Consider the following 25,936-nt stretch of genomic DNA (forward strand, 5'->3'; position numbering starts at 1 on the left):
CCGGAACATGATAAAATAGGTGCAGATAAACATTGAAAGGAATGGTTATGGAACTTGATTGCCCTCTGTGCCACGCGCCGTTAGATGTCAAAGGCAGCAGCGCGCATTGCGCCCAGTGCGAAAGGGTATTTGCCCTCGAGGCCCGCTGCCCGGAATGCCACCAGCCGCTGGAGGTGCTCAAGGCGTGCGGCGCGGTGGATTACTTTTGCCAGCATGGGCATGGCCTGATCTCGAAAAAACGGGTGGAATTTATTCCGCTGGTTTAGCGGGTGAAGGCTTTCTGGCCCGCGTTTTTTTCACCGGCGCGATCTGCTTCACTTCGCTTTCGACCCAGCCGTCTTTCAGGCGGGTGGTGAGCAGATCGCCGGTTTTGACCTGTTTTGTCTGTTTCAGCACCGTACCGTCGCTCACCGAGGTGACGCTGTAGCCGCGCGCCAGAGTGGCTAAGGGACTCACCGCCTCCAGATGGGTCACCGCGTTGCCAAACCGTTCACGCCGCTCGCTGAGGCGGCCACGCATATTTTCCGCCAGCCGGTATTCCAGCTGCTGGATCCGCGATTGCGCCCGGTGGATCCGTGGCTGCGGGTTGTAGTGATCCAGACGTTGAACGGTGCGCTTTTGCCGCTGTTCGGCGCGCTTAAGCTGCGATTCCACGGCGATACGCATCCGCTGGCGCAGGCGTTCCAGGGCGGTCTGCTGGCGGGCCAGGCGCAGCTGCGGATGCTGTTGCTGCAGGCGATGGAACAGCTGGGTAAAACGGCGCTGGCGACTGGCGAGGAAATAGTCCATCGCCATCTCCAGACGCTGCTGTCCGGACTGCAGCTGGCGCAGCAGCTCCTGCTGATTGCGGCTGACGATCTCCGCGGCGGCTGAGGGAGTCGGTGCTCGCAGGTCGGCAACAAAATCGGCGATCGTGACGTCGGTTTCATGGCCGACGGCGCTAACGATAGGGATCTGGCTGGCGAAAATAGCCCGTGCCACCCGTTCATCGTTAAAACTCCACAGATCCTCCAGCGAACCGCCGCCGCGTCCGACAATCAGTACGTCACACTCCTGGCGCGCGTTGGCCAGCGCGATGGCGCGCACAATCTGCCCTGGGGCATCGTCACCCTGGACCGCGGTTGGGTAGATGATCACCGGCAGCCCGGGATCGCGGCGCCTGAGGACATGGAGAATATCGTGCAGCGCCGCACCGGTTTTCGAGGTGATGACGCCGACGCAGTGGGCGGGTGAGGGGAGCGCCTGCTTATGTTTTTGCTCGAACAGTCCTTCCGCCGTTAACTGTGCTTTGAGCTGCTCATACTTCTGCTGTAATAACCCTTCGCCGGCGGGTTGCATGCTTTCGACAATAATCTGGTAGTCGCCGCGCGGCTCATACAGGGTGATGTTGGCGCGAACCAGCACCTGCTGCCCGTGCTGTGGGCGAAACGTCACCCGGCGGTTGCTGTTGCGGAACATCGCGCAGCGCACCTGGGCGTTATCGTCTTTTAAGGTGAAGTACCAGTGGCCAGAGGAGGGCTGGCTGAAGTTAGAGATCTCGCCGCTGATCCAAACCTGGCCCATTTCGCGCTCAAGCAGCAGACGCACCGTCTGATTGAGGCGGCTTACGGTAAAAATTGCGGGGGATTGAGAGGGTAACATGTGAGCAAGATCAAACTTTAAATCAGCAGGTTATTCAGTCGATAGTAACGCGCTCAGAGGGGATGGCAAGTATTATTTGCAAAAAAGGGTAGATGCAATCGGTTACGCTCTGTATAATGCCACGGCAATATTTATCCACCCTGGTCGAGATATTGCCCATGCTACGTATCGCTAAAGAAGCCCTGACGTTTGACGACGTCCTCCTCGTTCCCGCTCATTCTACCGTTCTGCCGAATACTGCCGATCTCAGCACTCAGCTGACGAAAACCATTCGTCTGAATATTCCTATGCTCTCCGCAGCCATGGATACCGTAACGGAAGCGCGTCTGGCTATTGCCCTGGCACAGGAAGGCGGCATCGGCTTTATTCACAAAAACATGTCCATCGAGCGCCAGGCGGAAGAAGTTCGTCGCGTGAAGAAACATGAGTCCGGCGTGGTCACCGACCCGCAGACCGTTCTGCCAACCACCACCCTGCGTGAAGTGAAAGAGCTGACCGAGCGTAACGGCTTCGCCGGCTACCCGGTGGTGACCGAAGAGAACGAGCTGGTCGGTATCATCACTGGCCGCGACGTGCGTTTCGTCACCGATTTGAACCAGCCGGTCAGCGTCTATATGACCCCGAAAGAGCGCCTGGTTACCGTACGTGAAGGCGAAAGCCGCGAGGTGGTCTTCGCTAAGATGCATGAAAAACGCGTTGAGAAGGCGCTGGTCGTGGATGAGAGCTTCCACCTGCGCGGCATGATCACCGTTAAAGATTTCCAGAAAGCAGAACGTAAACCGAATGCCTGTAAAGATGAGCAGGGACGTCTGCGCGTAGGCGCGGCGGTCGGCGCTGGTGCCGGCAACGAAGAGCGCGTAGACGCGCTGGTAGCCGCGGGCGTTGACGTTCTGCTGATCGACTCCTCGCACGGTCATTCTGAAGGCGTCCTGCAGCGCATTCGTGAAACCCGCGCGAAATACCCGGACCTGCAGATCATCGGCGGCAACGTGGCCACCGGTGCAGGCGCGCGCGCGCTGGCGGAAGCCGGTTGCAGCGCGGTGAAAGTGGGTATCGGCCCGGGCTCCATCTGTACGACCCGTATCGTCACCGGTGTGGGCGTGCCGCAGATCACCGCCGTTTCCGACGCGGTGGAAGCACTGGAAGGGACCGGTATTCCGGTTATCGCTGACGGCGGTATCCGTTTCTCCGGCGATATCGCCAAAGCCATCGCTGCCGGCGCGGCCGCGGTGATGGTCGGCTCTATGCTGGCGGGTACCGAAGAATCCCCGGGTGAAATCGAACTCTACCAGGGCCGTTCTTACAAATCTTACCGCGGCATGGGCTCTCTTGGCGCGATGTCTAAAGGCTCCTCTGACCGCTACTTCCAGAGCGATAACGCCGCTGACAAACTGGTGCCGGAAGGTATCGAAGGCCGCGTGGCCTATAAAGGTCGCCTGAAAGAAATCATTCACCAGCAGATGGGCGGTCTGCGTTCCTGTATGGGTCTGACCGGCTGTGGTACCATTGACCTGCTGCGTACCAAAGCTGAATTCGTACGCATCAGCGGTGCGGGCATTCAGGAAAGCCACGTTCACGACGTGACCATCACCAAAGAGTCCCCGAACTACCGTCTGGGCTCCTGATTTCTTCGCCCGACCTAGCGTCGGGCGATTTATTTACTCTGTTTCACTTGCCTCGGAATTAGCGTCAATGACGGAAAACATTCATAAACATCGCATTCTCATCCTCGACTTCGGCTCTCAGTATACTCAGCTGGTGGCGCGTCGCGTGCGTGAGCTGGGCGTCTACTGTGAGCTGTGGGCGTGGGATGTCACGGAAGCACAGATCCGCGAATTCAATCCAAGCGGCATCATTCTTTCCGGCGGCCCGGAAAGTACTACCGAAGAGAACAGCCCGCGCGCGCCGCAGTATGTGTTTGAAGCCGGCGTGCCGGTATTTGGCGTCTGCTACGGCATGCAGACCATGGCGATGCAGCTGGGCGGCCATGTGGAAGGTTCTAACGAGCGTGAGTTTGGCTACGCGCAGGTTGAAGTGGTTAACGACAGCGCGCTGGTGCGCGGTATCGAAGACTCCCTGACCGCGGACGGCAAACCGTTGCTGGACGTGTGGATGAGCCACGGCGACAAGGTCACCGCGATCCCGGCGGACTTCGTGACCGTTGCCAGCACCGATAGCTGCCCGTTCGCCATCATGGCCAATGAAGAAAAACGCTTCTACGGCGTGCAGTTCCACCCGGAAGTCACCCACACCCGTCAGGGTATGCGTATGCTGGAGCGCTTCGTGCGCGACATCTGCCAGTGTGAAGCCCTGTGGACCCCGGCGAAAATCATCGACGACGCCGTCGAGCGTATCCGCCAGCAGGTTGGCGATGACAAAGTGATCCTTGGCCTCTCCGGCGGCGTGGACTCTTCGGTGACCGCGATGTTGCTGCACCGCGCCATCGGCAAAAACCTGACCTGCGTATTCGTGGATAACGGCCTCCTGCGTCTGAATGAAGCGCAGCAGGTGATGGACATGTTTGGCGACCACTTTGGCCTGAACATTGTTCACGTTGAAGGCGAGCAGCGCTTCCTCGATGCGCTGAAAGGCGAGAACGATCCGGAAGCGAAACGTAAAATCATCGGCCGCGTCTTCGTGGAAGTGTTCGACGAAGAAGCGCTGAAGCTGGACGACGTCAAATGGCTGGCGCAGGGTACCATCTACCCTGACGTTATCGAATCTGCCGCTTCCGCTACCGGTAAAGCGCACGTCATCAAATCTCACCACAACGTGGGCGGCCTGCCGAAAGAGATGAAGATGGGGCTGGTTGAGCCGCTGCGTGAGCTGTTCAAAGACGAAGTGCGTAAGATCGGTCTGGAACTGGGCCTGCCGTACGATATGCTCTACCGTCACCCGTTCCCGGGCCCGGGCCTCGGCGTGCGCGTGCTGGGCGAAGTGAAGAAAGAGTACTGCGACCTGCTGCGTCGTGCGGACGCTATCTTCATCGAAGAGCTGCACAAAGCTGACCTGTACAACAAAGTGAGTCAGGCGTTTACCGTGTTCCTGCCGGTTCGTTCCGTCGGCGTGATGGGCGATGGGCGTAAATACGACTGGGTCGTTTCCCTGCGTGCAGTGGAAACTATCGACTTTATGACCGCGCACTGGGCGCACCTGCCGTATGATTTCCTCGGCCGCGTCTCTAACCGTATCATCAATGAAGTGAACGGTATCTCCCGCGTGGTGTATGACATCAGCGGTAAGCCGCCAGCAACGATTGAGTGGGAATGATCCCCGTCGTTAGCTGAATGAAACGAAACCCTCTGTTTTTACAGAGGGTTTTTTACTTTAGACATCCCTTCAATCCCGTCGTCCCAGAAGGTTATCTGGCAGGGTGAGGTTTCCCTGTGAATTCCCCGTTTGCGGTTCCGGCAGATGTTCAGCTGGCCCATTTTTTGCCGCCGTCGGATGAAGGGCGGGAAATTTGCCCGGCTGTGCCTTGCCCGCCCCGCGCACCATCGCCAGCGCCAGTCCGGCAACGATCAGCGTTAACCCGGTGGACACCCACATTCCGCCGATAATGCCCAGCCGGTGGTTCAGCCATGCGTAGGCAAAGGGTGAGGCAGCCGCCATCAGTTGCCCGGGGATTAGCAGGATACCGGTGCGGCAGGCATAGCTTTCTGCGCTAAACAGCGCCAGCGGTAGCGTCGCTTTGACAATCGTCACCAGCCCGTTAATCGCGCCATACCCCAGCACAAACCCGGCTGCGAACCCGGCATAAGCCGTGCTGCTCAATCCAAGGAGAAAACAGAGCGGCATGGCAAGCGCAGTAAAACGCGTCAGCGTGAGTGGGGTGACCCGGGGACCGGCCAGCACTTCCCCCAGCCGGGCGCCGGTCTGGCCGAATCCCCACAGCATACCGACGGCAACCGGCAGACCAAAGTGGCTGATAAACTCCGGCAGATGGGTGGAGGTGCCGTTAGAGATGAAGGTGATCAGCGCAATGAAGATCGCGTAACGCGCCCCGTTACGCCGGTCGCCCTCTGCTGTCGCTTGCGAGGCTGGTGATTTCGCCGGTGAACTGAGCCGCTGGCGAGGCAGTTGATAACTCAGCCATGCGCTCAGCAGGCCAAGCAGCGCATAGATCCGCAGGGCATTCTGCCAGGGCATGATAGTTAATAACACCTCGCCCAGCGGCCAGAAGAGGGCAGAGGCCAGACCGCCAGCGAGAGTGATATGAGAGATAGTTTTCCGCGCCTGCTGACCGTACAGATTCACCACTGCGGCGAACAGCGCATCATACAGCGAGAGCCGCATGCCGATGCCGGTCAGCAGCCAGGCGCCGTACCAGCCGGCCAGCGAAGGGCGCCAGGCCATCATGGCGCAGCTGGCGGCTATCAGTAAGGTTCCGCTGGTGACCACCAGCCTTCCGCCAAAGCGAGCCAGCAGCCTGGCAACGAATGGAGAAACAGCGGCCATCATCAGCATGGCGAGCGTCAGGCCGAGATAGATCTGCGGCAAGGACCATCCTTTGTCGGCGGCGATAGCCCCGGCAAAGGTGCCGGGCATATAAAAAGAGATCCCCCAGTTGATCAGTTGCTGACCGCCCGCGGTGAAGGCGAGCCGTCGGGGAATAGCGCGTGTTTCCATGGTTTTCATTCCGTTAAGGCAGTTGTCCTGAGCATACCCGGCAGGCTATTGTTCTGGCAGAGCGGCCACCTTATGTGCGGTATAAGAGAAACTTTGTATGACAACACTGAACCTGGGAAACCTGGCGACCTTCCGGCTGGTCGTACAGCGCGGCAGCTTTTCTGCCGCCGCCGACGCGCTGGGGATCTCCCAACCTGCCGTTAGCCTGCAGGTGCGTCAGCTGGAGCAGTTTTTACAGACCCGTTTGCTGGAGCGTACCGGCCGCGGGATCAAGGCGACGGCGGCGGGAATGGCACTGCTGGCCCACAGCGAGCAGATCGATCGGGCGGTGAATAGCGCAATGCAGTCGGTCAGCGCATTCAGTCAGGAAGTTAATGGGGCGGTAACGCTGGGGACCGGCGCGACGGCCTGCATTCATCTTCTCCCGCCGCTGCTGCAGCATCTTCGTCAGCAGCATCCGCTGTTGACGGTGGGGGTGACCACCGGCAACACGCTGGATATCGTCCGGGCGGTGGAGGAAAATCGCCTCGATCTCGGGCTGGTTACCTTGCCCGTACAGGGACGCAGTCTGGCGGTGACCTCAGTGGTTGACGAGGAGTTCGTGGTTATCCATGCCAGTCACGAGACGGGGACGCTGGCGGATTATACTCCTGCAGAACTGCTGGCGCTGCCGCTCATTGCCTTCGAAGCAGGCAGCGGCACCCGGGATCTGATTGACCGCTGGTTCCGCTCGGCGGGAGTGGCGGTCACGCCGGTGATGCAGTTGGGCAGCATCGAGGCGATTAAACGGATGGTGCGGGCAGGGCTGGGCTACAGCATCGTGCCCCGCATGGCGGTGGAGCAGGAGAAGGATCGCGACGGATTAAGCGTGCACTCGCTGGTGCCGCGGCTATATCGACAGCTGGCGGTAGTCATGCGTCAGGACAAAATTGTGACAAAAGGTATCGCGGAAATGCTGCGCCTGCTGCATGCCGTACGCTGATAAATCGCCGACGGCAAAATTACCGTATCAAAGACAATACATCAGCAGCGAGCGACTCTGTCTGCGGAGTGTGGCGCTTCCAGTATTATAATCAAAGAATTACTCGCGAGCGGAGGGCTCGACGGTGAGTGAAGACTCCTGCGACGCTTTTTTATCCTGGTGATGGTACCAGGCGCCGATGGAGGAGTAGACAAAGCGTCCAAAGAAGAAGAGAAAGCTGATAAGCAGTACGATACGGGTCATGCGACGGTTAAATCGATGTCGTTTACGCATACTGGGTGCCTGACTCACAAAAGGTTCCTTGAAGTATACCCGAAGATGGGCGATGGGGGTATTAAGGCACAGGAACGAGGTGGGGTCAATTGATGCAGATGTAAAAGTGCCGCAGTGAAAACATTAATTAATGTTATATAAGATAATCATCGTATTTACATGCTCACTTTATTAGCGATAAAAAGGTAAAAAAATAAGTTTTATTAATGTTAGCGTCAGTATTTGTTGATTTATATCAACAGTCCCATTCTCTTGACCACTAAAATCAGCGAACATTACCGTATCGTTATTACTTATGCGGTCAGCATGGGGTGGTTGGATGCCTGCCTGAATATGCCTCGCAGGAGCAGAGGCTCTCTGTAGAGCACCTATGAATTTATTAAAATATTATCAACAATATCGCGACAAGTGGTGGGCTTTACCCCTTGTTCTGCCTTCACTGTTATTACCCTTCGCCAGATGGGCGAATACCTACACCATGCTCAATGGCCACATGGTATTCCTTTATTATCTTCCTCTGGCATTAGTACTCAGCCTGATGATGTTTTTCGGTTGGGCGGCGATCCCGGGTATTATTATTGGCCTGCTGCTCACGCTGGCCCGAGGGATGACGCCCGAGCAGGCTATCGGCGTGTTGTTTCATTTTCTCATCCCCTGCGTTCTGTGCTGGGGCGGATATCGCATCTTTGTACCCCGGCGCCAGCAGGTCTCGCACGGTAACGTCAAACTGATGCCGCACCGTCTGTTCTGGCAGATGCTGCTTCCCTCGGTCATTTTTCTTATTCTGTCACAGATCGCTGAGTATCTGGGACTGCATCCACGTACGACGGAGATGACGGGAATTACGCCCTTTAGTTTACGGTCGTTAATCACCTTTCAGGCGTTGATGGTGGGGTGTCTGACGGGCGTGCCGCTGTGTTATTTTCTGCTGCGGATAATTCGGAATCCTTTTCATGTTCGCGGATTTATTTCTCAGGTTCGCTTACAAATTGATCCAAAAATAAAAACAATTGAAATCATTTGCTGGGCGGCGATATTAATCCTGTTGCTGGGGCTATTATTGATGCCGCTTAATGATACCAGCACCATATTTAGTACGAATTATACGTTATCATTACTTATGCCGGTCATGCTCTGGGGAGCCATGCGTTTTGGCTATCGTTTTATCTCGCTGATCTGGACGCCGGTACTGATTGCCGTGATCCATTTTCATTACCGTTACTTACCGGTTTATCCAAGCTATAACACCCAACTGGCGATCACCTCCTCAAGCTATCTGGTTTTCTCGTTTATTGTCGCCTACACGGCGATGCTGGCGACACAGCAGCGGCTGATCTACGCTCGCGTCCGGCAGATGGCTTTCCTCGACCCGGTCGTACATATGCCTAATCTGCGGGCGCTGAGTCGGGCGCTCAACGGCGCGAGCTGGTCGACGCTCTGTTTTTTGCGCATTCCTGAGCTGGAACTGCTGGGCCGCCACTACGGCGTATTGTTACGCATTCAGTATAAGCAAATGCTGGCGAACCACCTGAGCGCGTTACTGCAGCCTAACGAAGCGGTGTATCACCTTGCCGGCCATGACTTGGTTTTTCGCCTCAACAGTGAAGGGCATCAGGCGCGTATTCATTTGATCGACCGCTCCCTGCGGCAGTTCCGTTTCTACTGGGACGGGGTTCCCCTCCAGCCGCGGATCGGCATGAGCTATTGCAACGTGCGCTCACCGGTCAAACATCTGTATTTGCTGCTTGGCGAACTAAACACGATTGCCGACATGTCGCTGGCCAGCGGCCATCCGGAGAATATGCAGCGCCGCGGCGCCGGCCATGTTCAACAGGATCTGAAAGATAAAGTGGTGATGATGAATCGCATCCTCAAGGCGCTGGAGCAAGACCACTTCGTCCTGATGGCGCAGCCTATCCAGGGCATCCGCGGCGATAACTACCATGAAGTGTTGCTGAGGATGGAAGGGGAGTCGGGCGAACTGACGGGGCCAAACGCGTTCCTGCCGGTGGCGCATGAGTTTGGCCTCTCCTCTCGTGTGGATCAGTGGGTCATTGAGCACACGCTAGCCTTTATGGATACCCACCGGCGGGCACTGCCCGGTCTGCGGCTGGCGATCAATCTCTCTCCGGTCACGTTGAGCCGCAGCCAGTTTCCTCAGGAAGTCGAAGCGCTGCTGCAGACGTACAACATTGAGCCATGGCAGATTATTTTCGAATTGACCGAGAACTATGCGCTCAGTAACCCTGAGCTGGTCTGTCAGACTTTAGAGCATCTGCGGGCGCTGGGCTGCCGGGTGGCGATCGATGATTTTGGTACCGGCTACGCCAGCTACGCCCGGTTAAAAACGATGAACGTCGACATTCTTAAAATCGACGGCAGCTTTATTCGCAATCTGCTTGCCAGCAGTCTCGATTACCAGGTGGTGGATTCTATTTGTCGTCTGGCGCGTATGAAGAACATGCAGGTGGTGGCTGAATATGTCGAGTCGCCGGAGATACGCCAGACGGTCATCGCGCTGGGGATCGATTATTTGCAGGGCTACGATATCGGCGTACCGGTACCACTGGCGCAGCTGGCGGAAGGGATGACTGCCTGAAGCAGAAAAAAGCCGGGCGCGATGGCCCGGCATGGAGAATATTCAGGAGCGCCGATCAGGCGTCTGGCTCTTCTTCTGCAATCTTCAGCAGCCATTCCGGCACACCTTCCCAGTACTGCTGCTCTTTTTCCAGATCCAACAGCACCAGCGCATTCTGGCTAAACCAGTTGTGCGGGAAGGTCAGCGTCCAGTGGTGAGCTTCCGTCTGCAGCCGCAGGGTCGGCGGCGTGGTGGTGGCCTGACGCTGGTTATTCAGCAGCACGCCCAGGCGCAGCAGCTGGATCAGCGGCAGAAACTGCTTTTTCCTGAACAGCGTAAAGCGCGGCAGGTCGTCGAGTTTTATCGCTTTGCGATGATAGCGCACCAGGGTGGCCATCAGCATCTGCTGCTCCTGGTTGAAGCCCGGCAGGTCGCTGTTCTGCAGAATGTAGGCCGAGTGGCGATGCATACCGCTATGGTTGATATTCAGCCCTACCTCATGGAGCATCACCGCCCACTTCAACAGCGCCGCAAGGTGCGGATTGGCCAGCTTGGGGTTCTGTTCCTGCCACTGTTCCAGCATATGGGTGGTGGTTTCCAGCACCCGGCGTGCCTGTTCGCGATCGATATTGTACTGATTCGCCAGACTCTGCGCTGTGCGGCTACGAATATCCTGGTGGCGGAAGCGGCCTTCCATTTCGTACAGCACGCCCTCACGCAGGGCGCCATCGGACAGACGAAGTTCTTTAATGGCTAGCGCGTCAAACACGCCGCACAGAATCGCCAGCCCCGGTGCAAAGACCGCTTTACGATCTTCAGAGAGGCCTGGCAGACTGAGCGCGTCGAAGTTTTTATGCTTCAGCAGCTCACTGACCAGCATTTCGAGGCGTTCCGGCGTAATAAACCCGTCCTTCTCACCCATGGCCACCAGCACTTCCTGCGCAGCTTTAATGGTGCCGGAGGCGCCCAGCGCCACGGTCCAGCCCTGAATACGGAACTGCCAGGCCAGGGTTTCCAGTTTTTGTACCGCCGCAAGACGAGCACGCTGGAAATTTTCTTTATTGATTGTCCCGCCAGGGAAGTAGGCTTGCGAGAAGCTCACGCAGCCCATGCGACGGCTTTCCACCAGGCGGGGCTCAAAATCTTCACCGATGACCAGCTCGGTCGAACCGCCGCCGATATCAATCACCAGCTTACGACCGCGCTCCGGTTGCGTATGCTCAACGCCCATAAAAATCAGGCGCGCTTCTTCATTGCCGGAGATGATCTCGATCGGGTAGGGGATCACTTTTTCCGCGCGTTTCAGAAACTCCGCCGCGTTGGTCGCCTGACGCAGCGTATGCGTCCCGACGATGCAGACGCTGGAAGGGGAGAACCCTTGCAGACGTTCAGCAAACAACGACAGGCAGTTCAGCCCGCGGGTCATCGCTTCTTCGCTCAACACCGAGTTTTCATCAAGGCCATCGGCCAGATGCACGCGCTGTTTCAGGCGTCCAATGATCTGCATGGCGCCATCGACGACACGGGCGATCACCATATGAAAACTGTTCGAACCAAGGTCGACCGCAGCGAATTCCTGCGGCCGAGGGGTTATTTCGTTTATTGGCATAGGTTAGTCGGGTTGTTCGAGTGATTTGAGATAATCGTAAATCGCCATCTGTGCACGCACTTTACGGCGATTGCCGCGCGGCACATAGCGATTACTCAGTTCTTTATCAAGATAGCGCGCTTTTACCGTATCGTTGAACAAGATATCAAAAATATCCAGCACTCGCTGTTTCAGACGCGGGTCGAGCAGCGGGGCGGCAACTTCAATACGGTAATCGATGTTACGCGTCATCCAGTCGGCAGAGGAGAGCCAGACCTGTTTATCGCCACCGTTTTCAAAACAGTAGACCCGGTCGTGCTCGAGGAAACGGTCAACGATGCTAATGACGCGGATATTATCGCTGATGCCTTCCAGTCCAGGGATCAGCGAGCACATGCCGCGGATCAACAGATTGACCGGCACGCCGGAGCTGGAGGCGGCGTACAGTCTGTCCACCAGCCCTTTATCCACCAGGTTGTTCAGCTTCAGCGTAATCCCGGAGGGTTGCCCGTTCTGCGCATTGGCGATCTCGCGATCGATCATCTCATACAGCAGACGGCGCGAGTTCTGCGGCGACACCAGCAGGTAATCGAAGCTGACCGGGCGGTAGGGGTTTTCAATAAAGTTAAACACGCGGCGGACTTCATTGGTAATGCGCGCATCGGCGGTTAACAGCGAATAGTCGGTGTAGATCCGCGCGGTCTTCTCGTTAAAGTTACCGGTACCGATATGGGCGTAGCGCACCACCTCATCGCCTTCTTTACGCGAGATAAGGAACAGCTTGGCGTGGATCTTCAGACCCGGCGCGGAGAAGATCACGTGGACCCCCGCTTCCGTCAGGCGTTTCGCCCAGTGAATGTTAGCCTCTTCATCGAAGCGTGCCTGCAGCTCCACCACCACGGTGACTTTTTTACCGTTATGGGCGGCGTGGATCATCGCGTCAATGATGCGCGAATCTTTGGCTACACGGTAGATGTTGATTTTGATCGCCAGTACGCTGGGGTCGAACGAGGCCTGACGCAGCAGCTCCAGCACATGCTCAAAAGTGTGATAGGGATAGTAGAGCAGGACGTCGCGTTCGCGGATGGCGTCGAAGCCGTTGCGGAATTTATCAAACCACAGATGACGCAGGCGCGGCATAGGCTTATTGACCAGATTAGCCTTACCCACATTCGGGAAGCCGATAAAGTCTTTAAAGTTGTGGTAGCGGCCGCCCGGCAGCATCGAGTCGTAATTGGAGATGGAGAGCTTATCGCGCAGCATTTCGACCATCGCGTCCGGCATATCGCGCTGGTAGACGAAGCGAACCGGCTCGGCGGTTAAGCGCTGCTTGAGGCTGGAAGACATCAGCTCCATCAGGCTCGACTCCATCTCATGCACCAGATCGTACTCGGCGTCACGGGTCATTTTCATCGAGTAGGCGTTCAGCGCATCGTAATCAAAGAAGCCTTTAAATATATCATCCAGGCAGTAGCGTAGGATGTTATCCAAGAGGATCATTGGTTTACGGCGGCGAGGCGCTTCCGGCGGCAGGTTTACGAAGCGCGGCACTTTGTCTGACGGAATTTCCAGCAGGGCATAGTTGATGTTTTCCCCGCGGATAATCTCCACCGCCAGATAGGTGTAATCATCTTTCAGGAACTGCACGAGGTCCGTTTCACGGTTAATCAGGATCGGCGAGATATGCTGACGCAAATACTGTTTAAAGTAGTTGCGCAGCCAGGCCTGCTGATTGACGGACAGCTGGCGCTCGTTGATGAGGAAGATCTGGTTGCGCGCCATCTCCAGCAGCAGTTCGTTATACAGACTATCGAATTCCTGATCGGCCTTCAGAACGCGGGCCTGGATTTTGCCTAACAGGTGGCGAGAATGGGCGGTACTGCCTTGTTCTTCACTGATAATAATCCGGCGCTTAAGCTCAGCGAAGCGCACTTTGTAAAACTCATCAAGGTTGTTGGAGTAGATCCCTAAGAAGCGCATGCGCTCAATCAGCGGGTTACTTTTGTCCGCCGCTTCCTGCAGCACGCGTTCGTTAAAAGACAACCAGCTGAGTTCTTTTTCGATGTATAGCTTTTCCTGGCCCATTACCGCTCACACTCCGTTTTACTCACAGGACGTAGACTATTATGACGAATTTTTCTGCATAGCGATTTACTGTGTCACAACAATATGACAGTAAGAAGAAATATTTCTGTGAGATGATTGATTAATAAACAATTTTAATTAAAAAAAAGCCCCGCGACAGGAAAAGGCGGGGCTGTTGTTCATTCTTCAGCGGCATAGCCCTGGGGCGGAAGTTGTCGTTCATCCAGCCAGGCGTGGTTGCCTGCCATGCGCAGACGCCCATCGACGAACCAGCTGATGACCAGCGGATAAATGGCATGTTCCTGGGTCTGAACCCGCGCCGTCACCTCATCTTCGCTGTCGCCAGCGAAGACCGGCACCTTGGCTTGCAGGATAACCGGACCGCCGTCCAGCTCATCAGTGACGAAGTGCACCGAGGTCCCATGTTCCTCATCACCGTTTTCCAGCACCTGACGATGAGTATGCAGGCCAGGATACTTCGGCAGTAACGAAGGATGGATGTTCAGCAGACGTCCCTGATAATGGCTGACGAACGCCGGGCTCAGGATACGCATATAGCCCGCCAGCACTACCAAATCCGGGGCGTAGGCGTCGATTTCATGCATCAGCTGACGATCGAATGCTTCCCGGTCGGCAAACTGACTTTGCGCCAGCGCGTGGGCCGGGATGCCGGCCGCGCGCGCGCGTTCAAGGCCGAACGCATCAGCCTTGTTACTGAATACCGCCCGCAGGGTGCCGTTTATCTGTTTCCGGCCGCAGGCGTCGATGATCGCCTGCAAATTGCTGCCGCTACCGGAAATCAGCACCACGATGTTTTTCATGCAATGACCACACGCTGTTCGGAATCGGAAGCTTTGATATACCCGATTTTCCACGCGTTTTCACCTTTCTCGTTCAGCAGGGCAATGGCCTTGTCTGCTTCTGCAGCCGGCAGGGCGATAACCATCCCCACGCCGCAGTTAAAGGTACGGTACATTTCATGCTGGCTGACGTTACCGGCGGTTTGCAGCCAGTTGAAGACGGACGGCCACTGCCAGGAGGACTCATCAATGATCGCCTGGGTGTTATCCGGCAGCACGCGCGGAATATTTTCCCAGAAACCGCCGCCGGTCAGGTGGGCGATAGCGTGGACGTCAACGCTGGCGATCAGATCGAGCACCGATTTCACATAGATGCGGGTTGGCGCCAGCAGATGGTCGGCCAGCGGTTTGCCGTCAAGGTCGGTGGTCTGCGGGTCAACGCCGCTAACCTCAATGATCTTACGCACCAGTGAATAGCCGTTAGAGTGCGGGCCGCTGGACGCCAGCGCCACCAGCACGTCGCCGTCGGCCACTTTGCTGCCGTCGATGATTTCTGATTTTTCCACCACCCCGACGCAGAAACCCGCTACGTCGTAATCTTCACCGTGATACATCCCCGGCATTTCTGCGGTTTCACCGCCCACCAGCGCGCAACCGGACTGCAGGCAGCCTTCGGCGATGCCGTTAATGACGCTGGCCGCGGTATCGACGTCCAGTTTACCGGTCGCGTAATAATCCAGGAAAAACAGCGGCTCAGCACCCTGAACCACCAGGTCGTTCACGCACATGGCGACCAGGTCGATGCCGATGGTGTCGTGACGCTTCAGATCCATTGCCAGACGCAGCTTGGTACCGACGCCGTCGGTGCCGGAGACCAGTACCGGCTCGCGGTATTTCTGCGGCAGTGCGCACAGCGCGCCGAATCCGCCCAGTCCCCCCATCACTTCCGGGCGACGGGTTTTCTTCACCACGCCCTTAATACGGTCGACGAGAGCGTTGCCTGCATCAATATCCACGCCGGCATCTTTATAGCTGAGAGAGGTTTTGTCGGTCACTGCGAAGTCTCCACGCGTTTGCGGTAAGCAAGAAAAATCGGCGCAATTCTAACAGGGAAAGCAAACGTTTGCGAGCCTGCTTTACAGTCGGCGTGAAACAGCGGATAGATGGTCAAATTTGATACTGCTCACGAAAATGAAACCGGGTACAGTCTTGTGCTTGCCTCAGCCTTAAGGAATCCTCATCATAATACTGAAACCGGTTTCTGTGTTGGTTTGCCACGCATTTTGCCAGTGATTGACGCTGGTCAGGAGAGGGATGAATGAAAATTGCGGCATTTGATATCGGTGGCACCGCATTAAAGATGGGCGTGATGACCCGCGATGGCAGGCTACTGGAAAGCGCGAAGCAGTCGATCAATGACAGCGATGGCGATCATATCTTACAGGCAATGCTGTCATGGCTGGCGGCCCACCCGTCGTGTGAAGGGGTAGCCATCAGCGCGCCAGGCTATGTTGATCCGCACAGCGGCTTTATCACCATGGGCGGCGCTATTCGTCGATTTGATAACTTCGCCATGAAAGCATGGCTTGAAGCCCGGACCGGACTGCCGGTCTCAGTTGAAAATGATGCCAACTGTGTGCTGCTGGCCGAGCGCTGGCAGGGCAAAGCGGCGGAAATGGCCAATTTTCTGGTACTCACCATTGGCACCGGCATTGGTGGCGCGATTTATTGCCATCATCAGTTGGTTCACGGGGCGCGTTTTCGCGCCGGTGAGTTCGGCTACATGCTCACTGAGCGTCCCGGCGGACGCGATCCTCGTCGCTATTCGATGAATGAGAACTGCACCCTCAGAGTGCTGCGCCATCGCTATGCGGAACATATCGCTGCGCCGCTGGAGAGCGTGACAGGCGAAATGATTTTTGACCGCTATGACGCCGGCGACCCGGTTTGCCAGCGTCTGGTCGCCGAGTTCTTCAATGGCCTGGGCCATGGCCTTTATAACCTCGTTAATATCTTCGATCCGCAGACCATCTTTATCGGCGGCGGCATTGTGGAACGTCCAGGATTTCTGGCGCTGCTGCGCCAGCATCTGGCCTGGTTTGGCATTGCCGACTATCTCGATACCGTCAGTCACGGCAACGATGCCGGCCTGATTGGCGCGGTTTACCATTTCAATCAGCACTATCGTTCGCCTGGCGACGATCGACATTAGGGAGAGACTATGTCCGGATTTAAAGCAGGTTTTCTGTGGGGCGGCGCGGTCGCCGCGCATCAGTTAGAGGGCGGCTGGCAGGAGGGCGGCAAGGGGATCAGCGTGGCGGACGTGATGACTGCCGGCGCCCACGGCGTGCCGCGTGAAATTACCGACGGCGTGGTGGCGGGGAAAAACTACCCGAACCATGAGGCGATCGATTTTTATCATCGTTATCCGGAGGACCTGGCGCTGTTTGCCGAGATGGGCTTCAAATGTTTTCGCACCTCGATTGCCTGGACGCGTATTTTCCCGCAGGGCGATGAGCTGGAGCCCAACGAGGCTGGCCTGCAGTTTTATGATGATCTGTTCGACGAATGCCTGAAGCACGGCATTGAGCCCGTGATTACGCTGTCGCATTTTGAAATGCCTTATCACCTGGTCACCGAGTATGGCGGCTGGCGCAACCGGAAGCTGATCGACTTTTTCGTGCGCTTTGCCAGGGTCGTCTTCACCCGCTATCAACATAAAGTGAAGTACTGGATGACCTTTAACGAGATCAACAACCAGGCCAACTTCCATGAGGACTTTGCCCCCTTCACCAACTCCGGTTTGAAATATTTGCCGGATGAAGACCGGGAACCGGTGATGTACCAGGCCGCGCACTATGAGCTGGTGGCCAGCGCCCTGGCGGTGAAAGCGGCGCGCGAGATCAACCCTGCACTGCAGATTGGCTGCATGATCGCTATGTGTCCGATCTATCCGCTGACCTGCGCCCCGGACGATATGATGATGGCGATGAACGCCATGCACCGCCGTTACTGGTTTACCGACGTTCACGTGCGCGGCCGCTATCCGCAGCATCTGCTCAACTATTTTGCCCGCCGCGGCTTTACCCTGGATATCACCGAAGCTGATCGCCTGGCGTTAACCGAGGGCTGTGTCGACTACATTGGCTTTAGCTACTATATGTCGTTCGCTACCAAAGCCACCGAAGACAACCCCTTGCTCGACTATGATGAAACCACCAGCCTGGTCTCCAACCCGTACGTCAAAAAGTCGGACTGGGGCTGGCAGATTGACCCGGTTGGCCTGCGCTATTCGCTGAACTGGTTCTGGGATCACTACCAGTTGCCGCTGTTTATTGTCGAAAATGGTTTTGGCGCGATCGATGTCCGTGAAGCGGACGGCAGCGTCAATGACCAGTATCGTATCGATTATCTCTCCGCCCATATCGCGGAGATGAAAAAGGCGGTGGTCGAGGATGGCGTTGATCTGATGGGCTACACCCCGTGGGGCTGTATCGATCTGGTTTCCGCCGGCACAGGGGAAATGAAAAAACGCTACGGCTTCATTTATGTCGATAAAGATAATGAAGGCAATGGCTCGCTGGCTCGCAGCCGGAAAAAGTCCTTTGCCTGGTATCAACAGGTGATTGCCAGCAACGGGGAGAACCTGTCGTAGTCGGGTGGCGCTAACGCTTAACCGACCTACAATACACGTAGGCCCGCGTAAGCGTATGGACTGCACCCCGCACCCAAGCCGGAGCCTTGCCTCCGGTTTTTTTGTCTCTAAATCACTTTGCTTGATATACGTCAAGCAAGATGGGTATGGCACAATCCGCAAAAAGCGGTATAATCCCGCGATTTTTTTTGTGGCCGCCCCTCAGAGGAGAAAGAGAATGAAGATTGTGGAAGTCAAACACCCACTCGTCAAACACAAGCTGGGCCTGATGCGCGAGCACGACATCAGCACCAAACGCTTCCGTGAACTCGCCTCAGAAGTGGGCAGCTTACTGACTTATGAAGCCACCGCCGACCTGGCGACCGAGAAAGTGACCATCGAAGGCTGGAATGGCCCGGTGGAAGTTGAGCAGATCAAGGGCAAGAAAATTACCGTTGTGCCTATCCTCCGCGCAGGCCTTGGCATGATGGAAGGGGTGCTGGAGCACGTCCCCAGCGCGCGTATCAGCGTGGTGGGTATCTATCGTAATGAAGAGACTCTCGAGCCGGTACCTTACTTCCAGAAGCTGGTGTCCAACATTGATGAGCGTATGGCGCTGGTGGTTGATCCGATGCTGGCCACCGGTGGGTCGATGATCGCCACTATCGATCTGCTGAAAAACGCCGGCTGCACCAGCATCAAGGTGCTGGTACTGGTGGCGGCGCCGGAAGGGATTGCCGCGCTGGAGAAAGCGCACCCGGACGTTGAGCTGTACACCGCCTCTGTCGATAAGGGACTGAATGAACACGGGTATATCATTCCCGGTCTCGGCGATGCCGGCGACAAGATCTTTGGTACGAAATAATCGAATAACGATAAATAAGCCGACTTTGAAAGTCGGCTTTTTTTTGAATAAAACACACATAACTAACCATCTCAGAGGAAAACACTATGACGCGCCGTGCTATCGGGGTGAGTGAAAGACCGCCGCTTTTACAGACTATCCCGCTTAGTTTGCAGCACCTGTTTGCTATGTTTGGCGCAACGGTGCTGGTGCCAATCCTGTTCCACATCAACCCGGCCACCGTCCTGCTGTTTAACGGTATTGGTACGCTGTTGTACCTCTTTATCTGTAAAGGCAAAATCCCGGCGTATCTGGGATCGAGTTTCGCCTTTATTTCTCCAGTACTGCTGCTGTTGCCGCTGGGCTACGAAGTGGCGCTGGGTGGTTTTATTATGTGCGGCGTGCTGTTCTGCCTCGTCTCCTTTATTGTCAAAAAAGCCGGTACCGGCTGGCTGGATGTGATGTTCCCGCCGGCGGCGATGGGCGCCATCGTGGCGGTTATCGGCCTCGAACTGGCGGGTGTGGCGGCTAATATGGCCGGGCTGCTGCCAGCCGACGGTCAAGCCCCCGACAGCAAAACCATTATTATTTCGATGGTAACGCTGGCGGTGACGGTATTTGGTTCTGTGCTGTTCCGCGGCTTCCTGGCGATTATTCCAATCCTGATTGGCGTGCTGGTGGGCTATGCGTTGTCGTTTGTGATGGGGGTGGTCGATACCACCCCGATCGCCGAGGCGCACTGGTTCGCGCTGCCGACCTTCTACACGCCGCGCTTTGAGTGGTTTGCTATCTTCACCATTCTGCCCGCCGCGCTGGTGGTGATTGCTGAGCACGTCGGGCACCTGGTGGTGACCGCCAATATCGTTAAGCGCGATCTGATCCGCGACCCGGGTCTGCATCGTTCGATGTTTGCCAACGGCCTGTCGACGATCATCTCCGGCTTCTTTGGTTCGACGCCCAACACCACCTACGGTGAAAATATCGGCGTGATGGCGATTACCCGGGTTTACAGTACCTGGGTTATTGGCGGCGCGGCGATCATTGCGATTCTGCTCTCCTGCGTCGGCAAACTGGCGGCGGCTATCCAGATCATTCCGGTACCGGTGATGGGGGGCGTTTCGCTGCTGCTGTACGGGGTGATCGGCGCCTCGGGGATCCGCGTACTGATTGAATCGAAGGTGGATTACAGTAAAGCGCAGAATCTGATCCTCACCTCCGTGATCCTGATCATCGGCGTCAGCGGCGCTAAAGTACACATTGGCGCCGCCGAGCTGAAAGGGATGGCGCTGGCGACCATCGTGGGCATCGCGCTGAGCCTGATTTTCAAGCTTATCAGCGTCCTGCGTCCGGAAGAGGTGGTCCTCGACGCGGCGGATAGCGAAGAGGTTAAATAACGATCTCCTGACCGGGCGGCGATCCCGCCCGGTTCTCTCCTGACCTAAATCTGTGGTAAACTCTCCGCGTTTTTCTGTAAGCCTATGTTGAGGTCCATCTGAACGCACCGGCACAGCTCTCTTTGCCACTGTATCTTCCTGACGACGAAACCTTCGCAAGTTTCTGGCCGGGTGATAATCCTTCCCTACTTGCTGCCCTCCAGAACGTACTGCGCCAGGAACACAGCGGGTACATTTATATCTGGTCACGTGAAGGGGCAGGTCGCAGCCACCTGTTACACGCCGCCTGCGCCGAGCTTTCCCAGCGCGGGGATGCGGTGGGCTACGTGCCGCTGGATAAACGGACGTGGTTTGTGCCCGAGGTACTGGAGGGGATGGAACAGCTGGCGCTGGTCTGCATTGATAATATTGAATGCGTCGCCGGGGATGAGCCCTGGGAAATGGCCATCTTTAATCTCTACAACCGGATCCTGGAATCAGGCAAAACCCGACTGCTGATCACCGGCGATCGGCCGCCGCGGCAGCTGAATCTTGGTCTGCCGGACCTCGCCTCACGGCTGGACTGGGGGCAGATCTATAAGCTGCAGCCGCTGTCGGATGAAGACAAACTGCAGGCGCTGCAGCTACGCGCCAGACTGCGCGGCTTCGAGATGCCGGAAGACGTGTGCCGCTTCCTGCTGAAGCGGCTGGATCGCGAGATGCGCTCGCTGTTTATGACCCTCGATCAGCTGGATCACGCCTCGATTACCGCCCAGCGCAAGCTGACGATCCCCTTCGTGAAAGAGATCCTTAAGCTCTAGTCCGCCAGTGGGGCCAGCTCCTGCTCCGTCAGTCCGGTCAGATGAGCGACCAGATCGCGCGCCAGGCCACTGTGTAGCATGGCGGCGGCGATACGCTGTGCCTCTTCTTTCCGGCCTTCCTGTCGCCCCTGCGCCAGTCCCCGCTCCAGTCCCTGTTGCTCGAGATATTCCGCAATCGTCATCAACGTCTCCTTATGTTGCGGCGTACGTAACGCCAGTTCGCGTATGAACTTGATCGGCTCGCGCGTATTGCCTGCCTGCACCAGATAGTGCATCAGGGCTTGTACCTGCGATTGTGTCGCCAGTCCAGTCAATAATAATTCGCTCAGCTTGTCGAGGAGCTGCGCCAGATCGCGTTGTCGAATATGTTTTTGCAGTAACTCCAGCGTTGCCATGCGCTGGTGGGTGGCAATGTCGTCATCCGGAATGACGGTAATGTCCGCCAGCGGAAACGCTTCGTGATAAAGACGGTTGGCCAGTTCCGGGGCGGCGAATTCATCGAGCCAGCGTAGAGAGTATGGGTAGGGGCTGGCCAGACCGTGGTAGAAGAGGACAGGGATCACCAGCGGTAGTTGATCGTGACCGGCATCGAGATGACGCTGCATGGCGGCGATGGCATAGCGCATCAGACGAAAGGCCATATGCCGGTCGGGCGTGCTCTGGTGTTCGATAAGCGCATAAATATAACCGTCTCCCGCCGTGGTTTTCAGGGAATACAAAATGTCGGCATAAAAGGGGCGCAGATCGTCTTCGACAAAATGCCCCGACTCGAGATGCAGCGTACGCAGATCGCATACTTTAAGCAGCGTTTCGGGCAGATACAGTTGCAGGAAATCGCGGGCGGTATCGGGATGGGAGAGGTAGGTTTTAAACACCGCGTCATGGGGCGTGGAGGTCGGTTTTTTCATGTTCATCCGTCCAGTGGATTGAGCGATAGATGAACAGTAGCATCGTCCGGCGGGCGGGAGGGATTGGCGTGGAAGATCTGGAATCGGCCACGTAAAAAAAGCGCCGCGAAAGCGCGGCGCAGGTGGGTTAGCTTACGATCTCAAGGACCTGCTCCGGCGGGCGGCCAATACGCGCCTGGCCGCGGCTGACGACGATAGGGCGTTCAATGAGCTTAGGATTGTCGACCATCGCCTGAATCAGCGCCGCGTCGCTAAGCGCCTGGTCGGCAAGATTGAGCGATTTGTACAGATCCTCCTTCTGGCGCATGAGCTCGCGGGGGCTCTCCATACCCAGCAGCTGCAGCAGCTCACGCAGCGTATCGGCATCCGGCGGTGTGTCGAGATAAAGCACCACCTGTGGATCGATGCCGCGGCTCTGCAGCAGGCTCAGCGTTTCGCGGCTCTTCGAGCAGCGTGGGTTATGGTAAATTGTTACCGCGTCGGTCATGGGGTCTCCTTACATTTTTTGATAGGGGCGGAAGCGGGCCTGCAGATCGCGTAGCTGGTCGATACGGGCATCGTAACGCGCCTGCTGCAGGCTACCAAGTTTCACCTGCGAGCTGGCGCTGCTGAGCAGGGAAATCGCCTGTTCCAGCTGACCGACGAGCGCCATGCTTTCTGCCCGCGCCGCCAGCTCCTGGTCGCGATTGCCCAGCGCGCCTTCCGCCTGGGCCAGCAGATCCCAGCCGTTGCCATCCTCTTTATTGGTAAAGGTATACCGGTTCAAAATGGTCGCCGCTTCCCCGGGCTGTCCGCCCTGCAGCAAGGCGTTGGCCAGGTTCAGCTGCAGTACCGGATTGGTGCGCAGCTCGCGGGCGTTTTTAAGGCGATTGATGGCGTCGCTGGTTTTCTTCTGCCCGAGGTCGATATCCGTGGCCAGGTCGAGATACCAGGCATTTTGCGGGTCGGCGCTGAGCAGCGGCTGCAGCGTTTTGCGTGCCTGGTCAAAGTTGTTGCTTTCCATCGCCAGCAGAGCGCGACCATACTGGGCGGCATGCTGTTGGCGAATATTGCCCTTATCCCAGGCGTTCAGCAGATCGGTGCCCAGCTTGTTGTCGCCGTTGGTGTACATCCCGAGGGTACGCGCCTTCGCCAGATAGAAGTCCGCTGAGGACTGTACCACCACCGGGCGCATCTGGTTGGCGCGGTTACGGGCATCGGCCAGTCGGCTTTCCGGCAGGGGGTGGGTGAGCAGCATTTCCGGCGGTCGCGTCGAGTAGCGCGACTCGTCAAGCAGTTTACCCATAAACATCGGCATAGCCTGTGGGTCGAATCCCGAGCGTTGCAGAACCTGAATGCCAATCCGGTCGGCCTCTTCTTCGTTCTGGCGGGTGAAGCTGATCATGCCCTGTTGGGTACCGGCCAGCGTCCCGGTCAGCGCCGCCATCCCGGCCTGCGGGCTGGCCATCGCCAGCAGAATCGAACCCAGGGCACCGACCCAGGTGAGCGGCGCATTGCGCTTCTGATCTTCCATCGCGCGGGCGAGATGCCGCTGCGTAACGTGGGAGATTTCGTGCGCCATGACAGAGGCCAGTTCGCTCTCATTATCAGAGTAGCGGAACAGGGCGGAGTGGAGGACCACGTTGCCGCCAAAGAAGGCGAAGGCGTTGATTTGGTCGTTATTAATCAAATAGAAATGGAACGGGGTGCGCACTGAGTTGGCGTGTGCCACCAGACGCATGCCCAGCCCGTTGATATATTGTACCAGCAGGGGATCGTTAATCAGCGGCGCACTGCCGCGCAGCTGGCGCACATAGTAATCCCCCATCTGCATTTCCTGACCAATCGACAGCGTGCTTCCTGCAGAGGTCCCCATGTCCGGCAGCGTATCTGCGGAGTCAGCAAAAGCAGGGCCTATCGAACCCAGCGTCAGCGAGGCGATGACGGTCGCCACCAGCGTTTTCTTCAACTGCCTGAACATAACCTCTGTCCTGTAATGTGGGTGTGCCAGTTTGACCGATTGTGCGACGCAATGTTCCCTGGCCGCATCCCAGCGAGTTTAGCTGGCGTTGGCCGCCTTGAAAATATGATCTTCACGGCGGAGAACGGTTTGTCTGCGGCGCATCAAAAAGCGAAGTCTTTTTTGTGACATTTCGATACAATTCCCCGGATTGTCGCCGCTTGGCCCTTCAGGGAAGGTTTTATGCTTGAGATGTTAATGCAGTGGTACCGCCGTCGATTCAGCGACCCTGAGGCGATAGCGCTGCTGGTTATTTTGCTTGCCGGTTTCGGCATCATGTTCTTTTTCAGCGGTCTGTTAGCGCCGTTACTGGTGGCTATCGTACTGGCCTATCTGCTGGAGTGGCCGACGGTTCGTCTGGAACGGATTGGCCTGTCGCGCACCTGGGCGACCTCGCTGGTGCTGATTCTCTTTGTGGGCATCCTGCTATTGCTGGCCTTTGTGGTGCTGCCGGTGGCCTGGCAGCAGGGGATCTATCTCATCCGCGATATGCCGGGTATGCTCAACAAACTCTCTGATTTTGCCGCTACGCTGCCGCGGCGCTATCCGGCGTTAATGGATGCCGGCATCATCGATGCGATGGCGGAAAATATGCGCAATCGGATGTTGACGGTGGGCGACTCGGTAGTGAAGTACTCTCTGGCCTCGCTGGTGGGGCTGCTTACCCTGGCGGTCTATTTGGTGCTGGTGCCGCTGATGGTCTTCTTCCTGTTGAAGGATAAAGAGCAGATGCTCAACGCGGTGCGCCGCGTACTGCCGCGTAATCGTGGCCTTGCCGGGCAGGTCTGGAAGGAGATGAATCAGCAGATCACCAACTACATTCGCGGCAAGGTGCTGGAGATGATTGTCGTCAGCGTCGCCACCTGGATCGGCTTTATTCTCTTTGGCCTCAACTACTCGCTGCTGCTGGCGGTGCTGGTGGGCTTCTCGGTGCTGATCCCCTATATCGGCGCGTTTGTGGTGACCATTCCGGTGGTGGGGGTGGCGCTGTTTCAGTTTGGCGCTGGCACCGAGTTCTGGAGCCTGTTCGCGGTCTATCTGATTATTCAGGGGCTGGACGGCAACCTGCTGGTCCCGGTGCTGTTCTCGGAAGCGGTCAATTTACACCCGCTGGTGATTATCCTGTCGGTGGTGATCTTTGGCGGGTTGTGGGGGTTCTGGGGCGTCTTCTTCGCCATTCCGCTGGCCACGCTGATTAAAGCGGTAGTGCATGCCTGGCCGGATGGCCTGGTGGTTGACGACGACTGACGTGTTCGGGATAAAAAAGACGCCGGGTGAGGATCTCCTCCCCCGGCGTCTTGCTCTGCATCAGGCGTTTTCTTTCAGCCAGTTCAGCACCACGTCGTGGTGATTGCTGGTCTTGAAGTCATCAAAGACGTGTTCGATTTTGCCATCGGCATCGACGAGGAAACTAATACGGTGAATACCGTCGTAGGTTTTCCCCATGAAGGATTTTTCGCCCCAGACGCCAAACTGCTCGCAAACCTGATGGTTTTCATCAGACAGCAGCGTGAAGTTCAGCAGCTCTTTCTCGGCGAAACGGGAGAGCTTTTCCGGTTTATCGGTGCTGATGCCCAGCACTTCTACACCGGCTTTCTTCAGGTCGTCCATATTATCGCGCAAGCCGCACGCCTGGACGGTGCAGCCCGGGGTCATGGCTTTCGGGTAAAAATAAACCAGGACACGTTGTCCCTGGAAGTCGGTTAAATTTACTTCCTCGCCGTCCTGGTCCGGTAAGCTAAATTTCGGTGCGATATCACCGGCTTTCAGTGGGGTCATGG

At 56.8% G+C, this 25,936-nt stretch carries 22 protein-coding genes and 1 pseudogene; 12 read left to right on the forward strand and 11 right to left on the reverse strand.

Translation table 11 applies throughout. From position 1 onward, the window contains the following. Nucleotides 1–47: 47 nt before the first annotated feature. The gene (locus R0140_RS06290) at nucleotides 48–266 is read left to right on the forward strand and encodes a zinc ribbon domain-containing protein (protein ID WP_004201901.1); all 219 of its coding nucleotides are present in this window, start codon (nucleotides 48–50) and stop codon (nucleotides 264–266) included. Here the strand turns inward: R0140_RS06290 and xseA are convergent. Continuing rightward, the gene (gene xseA / locus R0140_RS06295) at nucleotides 250–1,641 is read right to left on the reverse strand and encodes an exodeoxyribonuclease VII large subunit (protein WP_008803810.1); all 1,392 of its coding nucleotides are present in this window, start codon (nucleotides 1,639–1,641) and stop codon (nucleotides 250–252) included. The two genes, R0140_RS06290 and xseA, sit on opposite strands and share 17 nt — an antisense overlap. Nucleotides 1,642–1,799: 158 nt before the next feature. On the opposite strand from xseA, the gene guaB reads away from it, so the two are divergent. Then, nucleotides 1,800–3,266 carry an IMP dehydrogenase gene (guaB, locus tag R0140_RS06300; protein WP_004151980.1) on the forward strand — a complete coding sequence of 489 codons (1,467 nt, stop codon included), beginning with the start codon at nucleotides 1,800–1,802 and terminating at the stop codon, nucleotides 3,264–3,266. A gap of 67 nt (nucleotides 3,267–3,333) precedes the next feature. Then, a complete protein-coding gene (gene guaA, locus R0140_RS06305; protein ID WP_016161630.1) occupies nucleotides 3,334–4,911 on the forward strand; it encodes a glutamine-hydrolyzing GMP synthase in 1,578 nt (525 codons plus the stop codon). A gap of 69 nt (nucleotides 4,912–4,980) precedes the next feature. Here guaA and R0140_RS06310 read toward each other — a convergent pair whose 3' ends face one another. Continuing rightward, entirely contained in the window at nucleotides 4,981–6,270 is a 1,290-nt protein-coding gene (locus R0140_RS06310) for an MFS transporter (protein ID WP_049153734.1), read from the reverse strand. A 72-nt stretch (nucleotides 6,271–6,342) separates the two neighbouring features. On the opposite strand from R0140_RS06310, the pseudogene R0140_RS06315 reads away from it, so the two are divergent. Then, nucleotides 6,343–7,252, forward strand: a pseudogene (locus R0140_RS06315) (LysR family transcriptional regulator). Between the two features lie 99 nt (nucleotides 7,253–7,351). Here R0140_RS06315 and R0140_RS06320 read toward each other — a convergent pair. Then, on the reverse strand, nucleotides 7,352–7,525 hold the full coding sequence (locus tag R0140_RS06320) for a YfgG family protein (RefSeq protein WP_012967451.1): 174 nt from the start codon (nucleotides 7,523–7,525) through the stop codon (nucleotides 7,352–7,354). Nucleotides 7,526–7,895: 370 nt separating this feature from the next. Between R0140_RS06320 and R0140_RS06325 the strand changes: the two genes are divergently transcribed. After that, complete coding sequence (locus R0140_RS06325; protein ID WP_049153714.1) at nucleotides 7,896–10,124, forward strand: sensor domain-containing phosphodiesterase; 2,229 nt, start codon at nucleotides 7,896–7,898, stop codon at nucleotides 10,122–10,124. Nucleotides 10,125–10,179: 55 nt separating this feature from the next. Here the strand turns inward: R0140_RS06325 and ppx are convergent, their stop codons facing one another. The 4 genes from ppx to purM form a co-directional block, all read right to left on the reverse strand. Beyond that, a complete protein-coding gene (gene ppx, locus R0140_RS06330) occupies nucleotides 10,180–11,712 on the reverse strand; it encodes an exopolyphosphatase (RefSeq protein ID WP_008803823.1) in 1,533 nt (510 codons plus the stop codon). 3 nt (nucleotides 11,713–11,715) lie between these two features. Continuing rightward, nucleotides 11,716–13,776: a polyphosphate kinase 1 gene (gene ppk1, locus R0140_RS06335; protein ID WP_004890441.1), complete on the reverse strand. Its 2,061-nt coding sequence runs from the start codon at nucleotides 13,774–13,776 to the stop codon at nucleotides 11,716–11,718. A 179-nt stretch (nucleotides 13,777–13,955) separates the two neighbouring features. Next, on the reverse strand, nucleotides 13,956–14,597 hold the full coding sequence (gene purN / locus R0140_RS06340) for a phosphoribosylglycinamide formyltransferase (protein WP_049153712.1): 642 nt from the start codon (nucleotides 14,595–14,597) through the stop codon (nucleotides 13,956–13,958). Next, on the reverse strand, nucleotides 14,594–15,631 hold the full coding sequence (gene purM, locus R0140_RS06345; RefSeq protein WP_008803825.1) for a phosphoribosylformylglycinamidine cyclo-ligase: 1,038 nt from the start codon (nucleotides 15,629–15,631) through the stop codon (nucleotides 14,594–14,596). Before purM ends, purN begins: the two co-directional genes overlap by 4 nt. A 263-nt stretch (nucleotides 15,632–15,894) precedes the next feature. Here purM and bglK point away from each other — a divergent pair, with 263 nt between their 5' ends. The 5 genes from bglK to R0140_RS06370 all read left to right on the forward strand — a co-directional run bounded on the left by bglK (nucleotide 15,895) and on the right by R0140_RS06370 (nucleotide 21,248). Next, nucleotides 15,895–16,788 (forward strand): beta-glucoside kinase BglK, encoded by an 894-nt coding sequence (gene bglK / locus R0140_RS06350; RefSeq protein WP_049153709.1) that lies wholly within the window; start codon nucleotides 15,895–15,897, stop codon nucleotides 16,786–16,788. A gap of 9 nt (nucleotides 16,789–16,797) precedes the next feature. Next, nucleotides 16,798–18,231, forward strand: a complete 1,434-nt coding sequence (locus tag R0140_RS06355) for a 6-phospho-beta-glucosidase (protein ID WP_012967454.1) — start codon at nucleotides 16,798–16,800, stop codon at nucleotides 18,229–18,231. Between the two features lie 217 nt (nucleotides 18,232–18,448). Then, nucleotides 18,449–19,075 (forward strand): uracil phosphoribosyltransferase, encoded by a 627-nt coding sequence (gene upp, locus R0140_RS06360; RefSeq protein WP_004201927.1) that lies wholly within the window; start codon nucleotides 18,449–18,451, stop codon nucleotides 19,073–19,075. Between the two features lie 86 nt (nucleotides 19,076–19,161). Beyond that, a complete protein-coding gene (gene uraA / locus R0140_RS06365) occupies nucleotides 19,162–20,448 on the forward strand; it encodes a uracil permease (protein ID WP_012540908.1) in 1,287 nt (428 codons plus the stop codon). Nucleotides 20,449–20,546: 98 nt separating this feature from the next. Next, nucleotides 20,547–21,248 carry a DnaA inactivator Hda gene (locus R0140_RS06370; protein ID WP_020947395.1) on the forward strand — a complete coding sequence of 234 codons (702 nt, stop codon included), beginning with the start codon at nucleotides 20,547–20,549 and terminating at the stop codon, nucleotides 21,246–21,248. On the opposite strand, the gene R0140_RS06375 is transcribed toward R0140_RS06370, so the two are convergent. From R0140_RS06375 to bepA, 3 genes are all read right to left on the reverse strand, one after another. After that, nucleotides 21,245–22,156, reverse strand: a complete 912-nt coding sequence (locus R0140_RS06375) for an Rpn family recombination-promoting nuclease/putative transposase (RefSeq protein WP_012540909.1) — start codon at nucleotides 22,154–22,156, stop codon at nucleotides 21,245–21,247. The genes R0140_RS06370 and R0140_RS06375 overlap by 4 nt on opposite strands. A gap of 127 nt (nucleotides 22,157–22,283) precedes the next feature. Then, on the reverse strand, nucleotides 22,284–22,643 hold the full coding sequence (arsC, locus tag R0140_RS06380) for an arsenate reductase (glutaredoxin) (RefSeq protein WP_008803830.1): 360 nt from the start codon (nucleotides 22,641–22,643) through the stop codon (nucleotides 22,284–22,286). A gap of 9 nt (nucleotides 22,644–22,652) precedes the next feature. Beyond that, nucleotides 22,653–24,116, reverse strand: a complete 1,464-nt coding sequence (bepA, locus tag R0140_RS06385) for a beta-barrel assembly-enhancing protease (RefSeq protein ID WP_008803831.1) — start codon at nucleotides 24,114–24,116, stop codon at nucleotides 22,653–22,655. Between the two features lie 51 nt (nucleotides 24,117–24,167). Here bepA and R0140_RS06390 point away from each other — a divergent pair, with 51 nt between their 5' ends. Next, nucleotides 24,168–24,284: a hypothetical protein gene (locus R0140_RS06390; protein ID WP_012540910.1), complete on the forward strand. Its 117-nt coding sequence runs from the start codon at nucleotides 24,168–24,170 to the stop codon at nucleotides 24,282–24,284. Between the two features lie 54 nt (nucleotides 24,285–24,338). Continuing rightward, a complete protein-coding gene (locus tag R0140_RS06395; protein ID WP_008803832.1) occupies nucleotides 24,339–25,403 on the forward strand; it encodes an AI-2E family transporter in 1,065 nt (354 codons plus the stop codon). A 60-nt stretch (nucleotides 25,404–25,463) separates the two neighbouring features. On the opposite strand, the gene bcp is transcribed toward R0140_RS06395, so the two are convergent. Continuing rightward, nucleotides 25,464–25,934, reverse strand: a complete 471-nt coding sequence (gene bcp, locus R0140_RS06400) for a thioredoxin-dependent thiol peroxidase (protein ID WP_008803833.1) — start codon at nucleotides 25,932–25,934, stop codon at nucleotides 25,464–25,466. Nucleotides 25,935–25,936: the final 2 nt, after the last annotated feature.

It is taken from the genome of Klebsiella sp. w6 (assembly GCF_033100215.1).
GTDB lineage: Bacteria > Pseudomonadota > Gammaproteobacteria > Enterobacterales > Enterobacteriaceae > Klebsiella > Klebsiella variicola.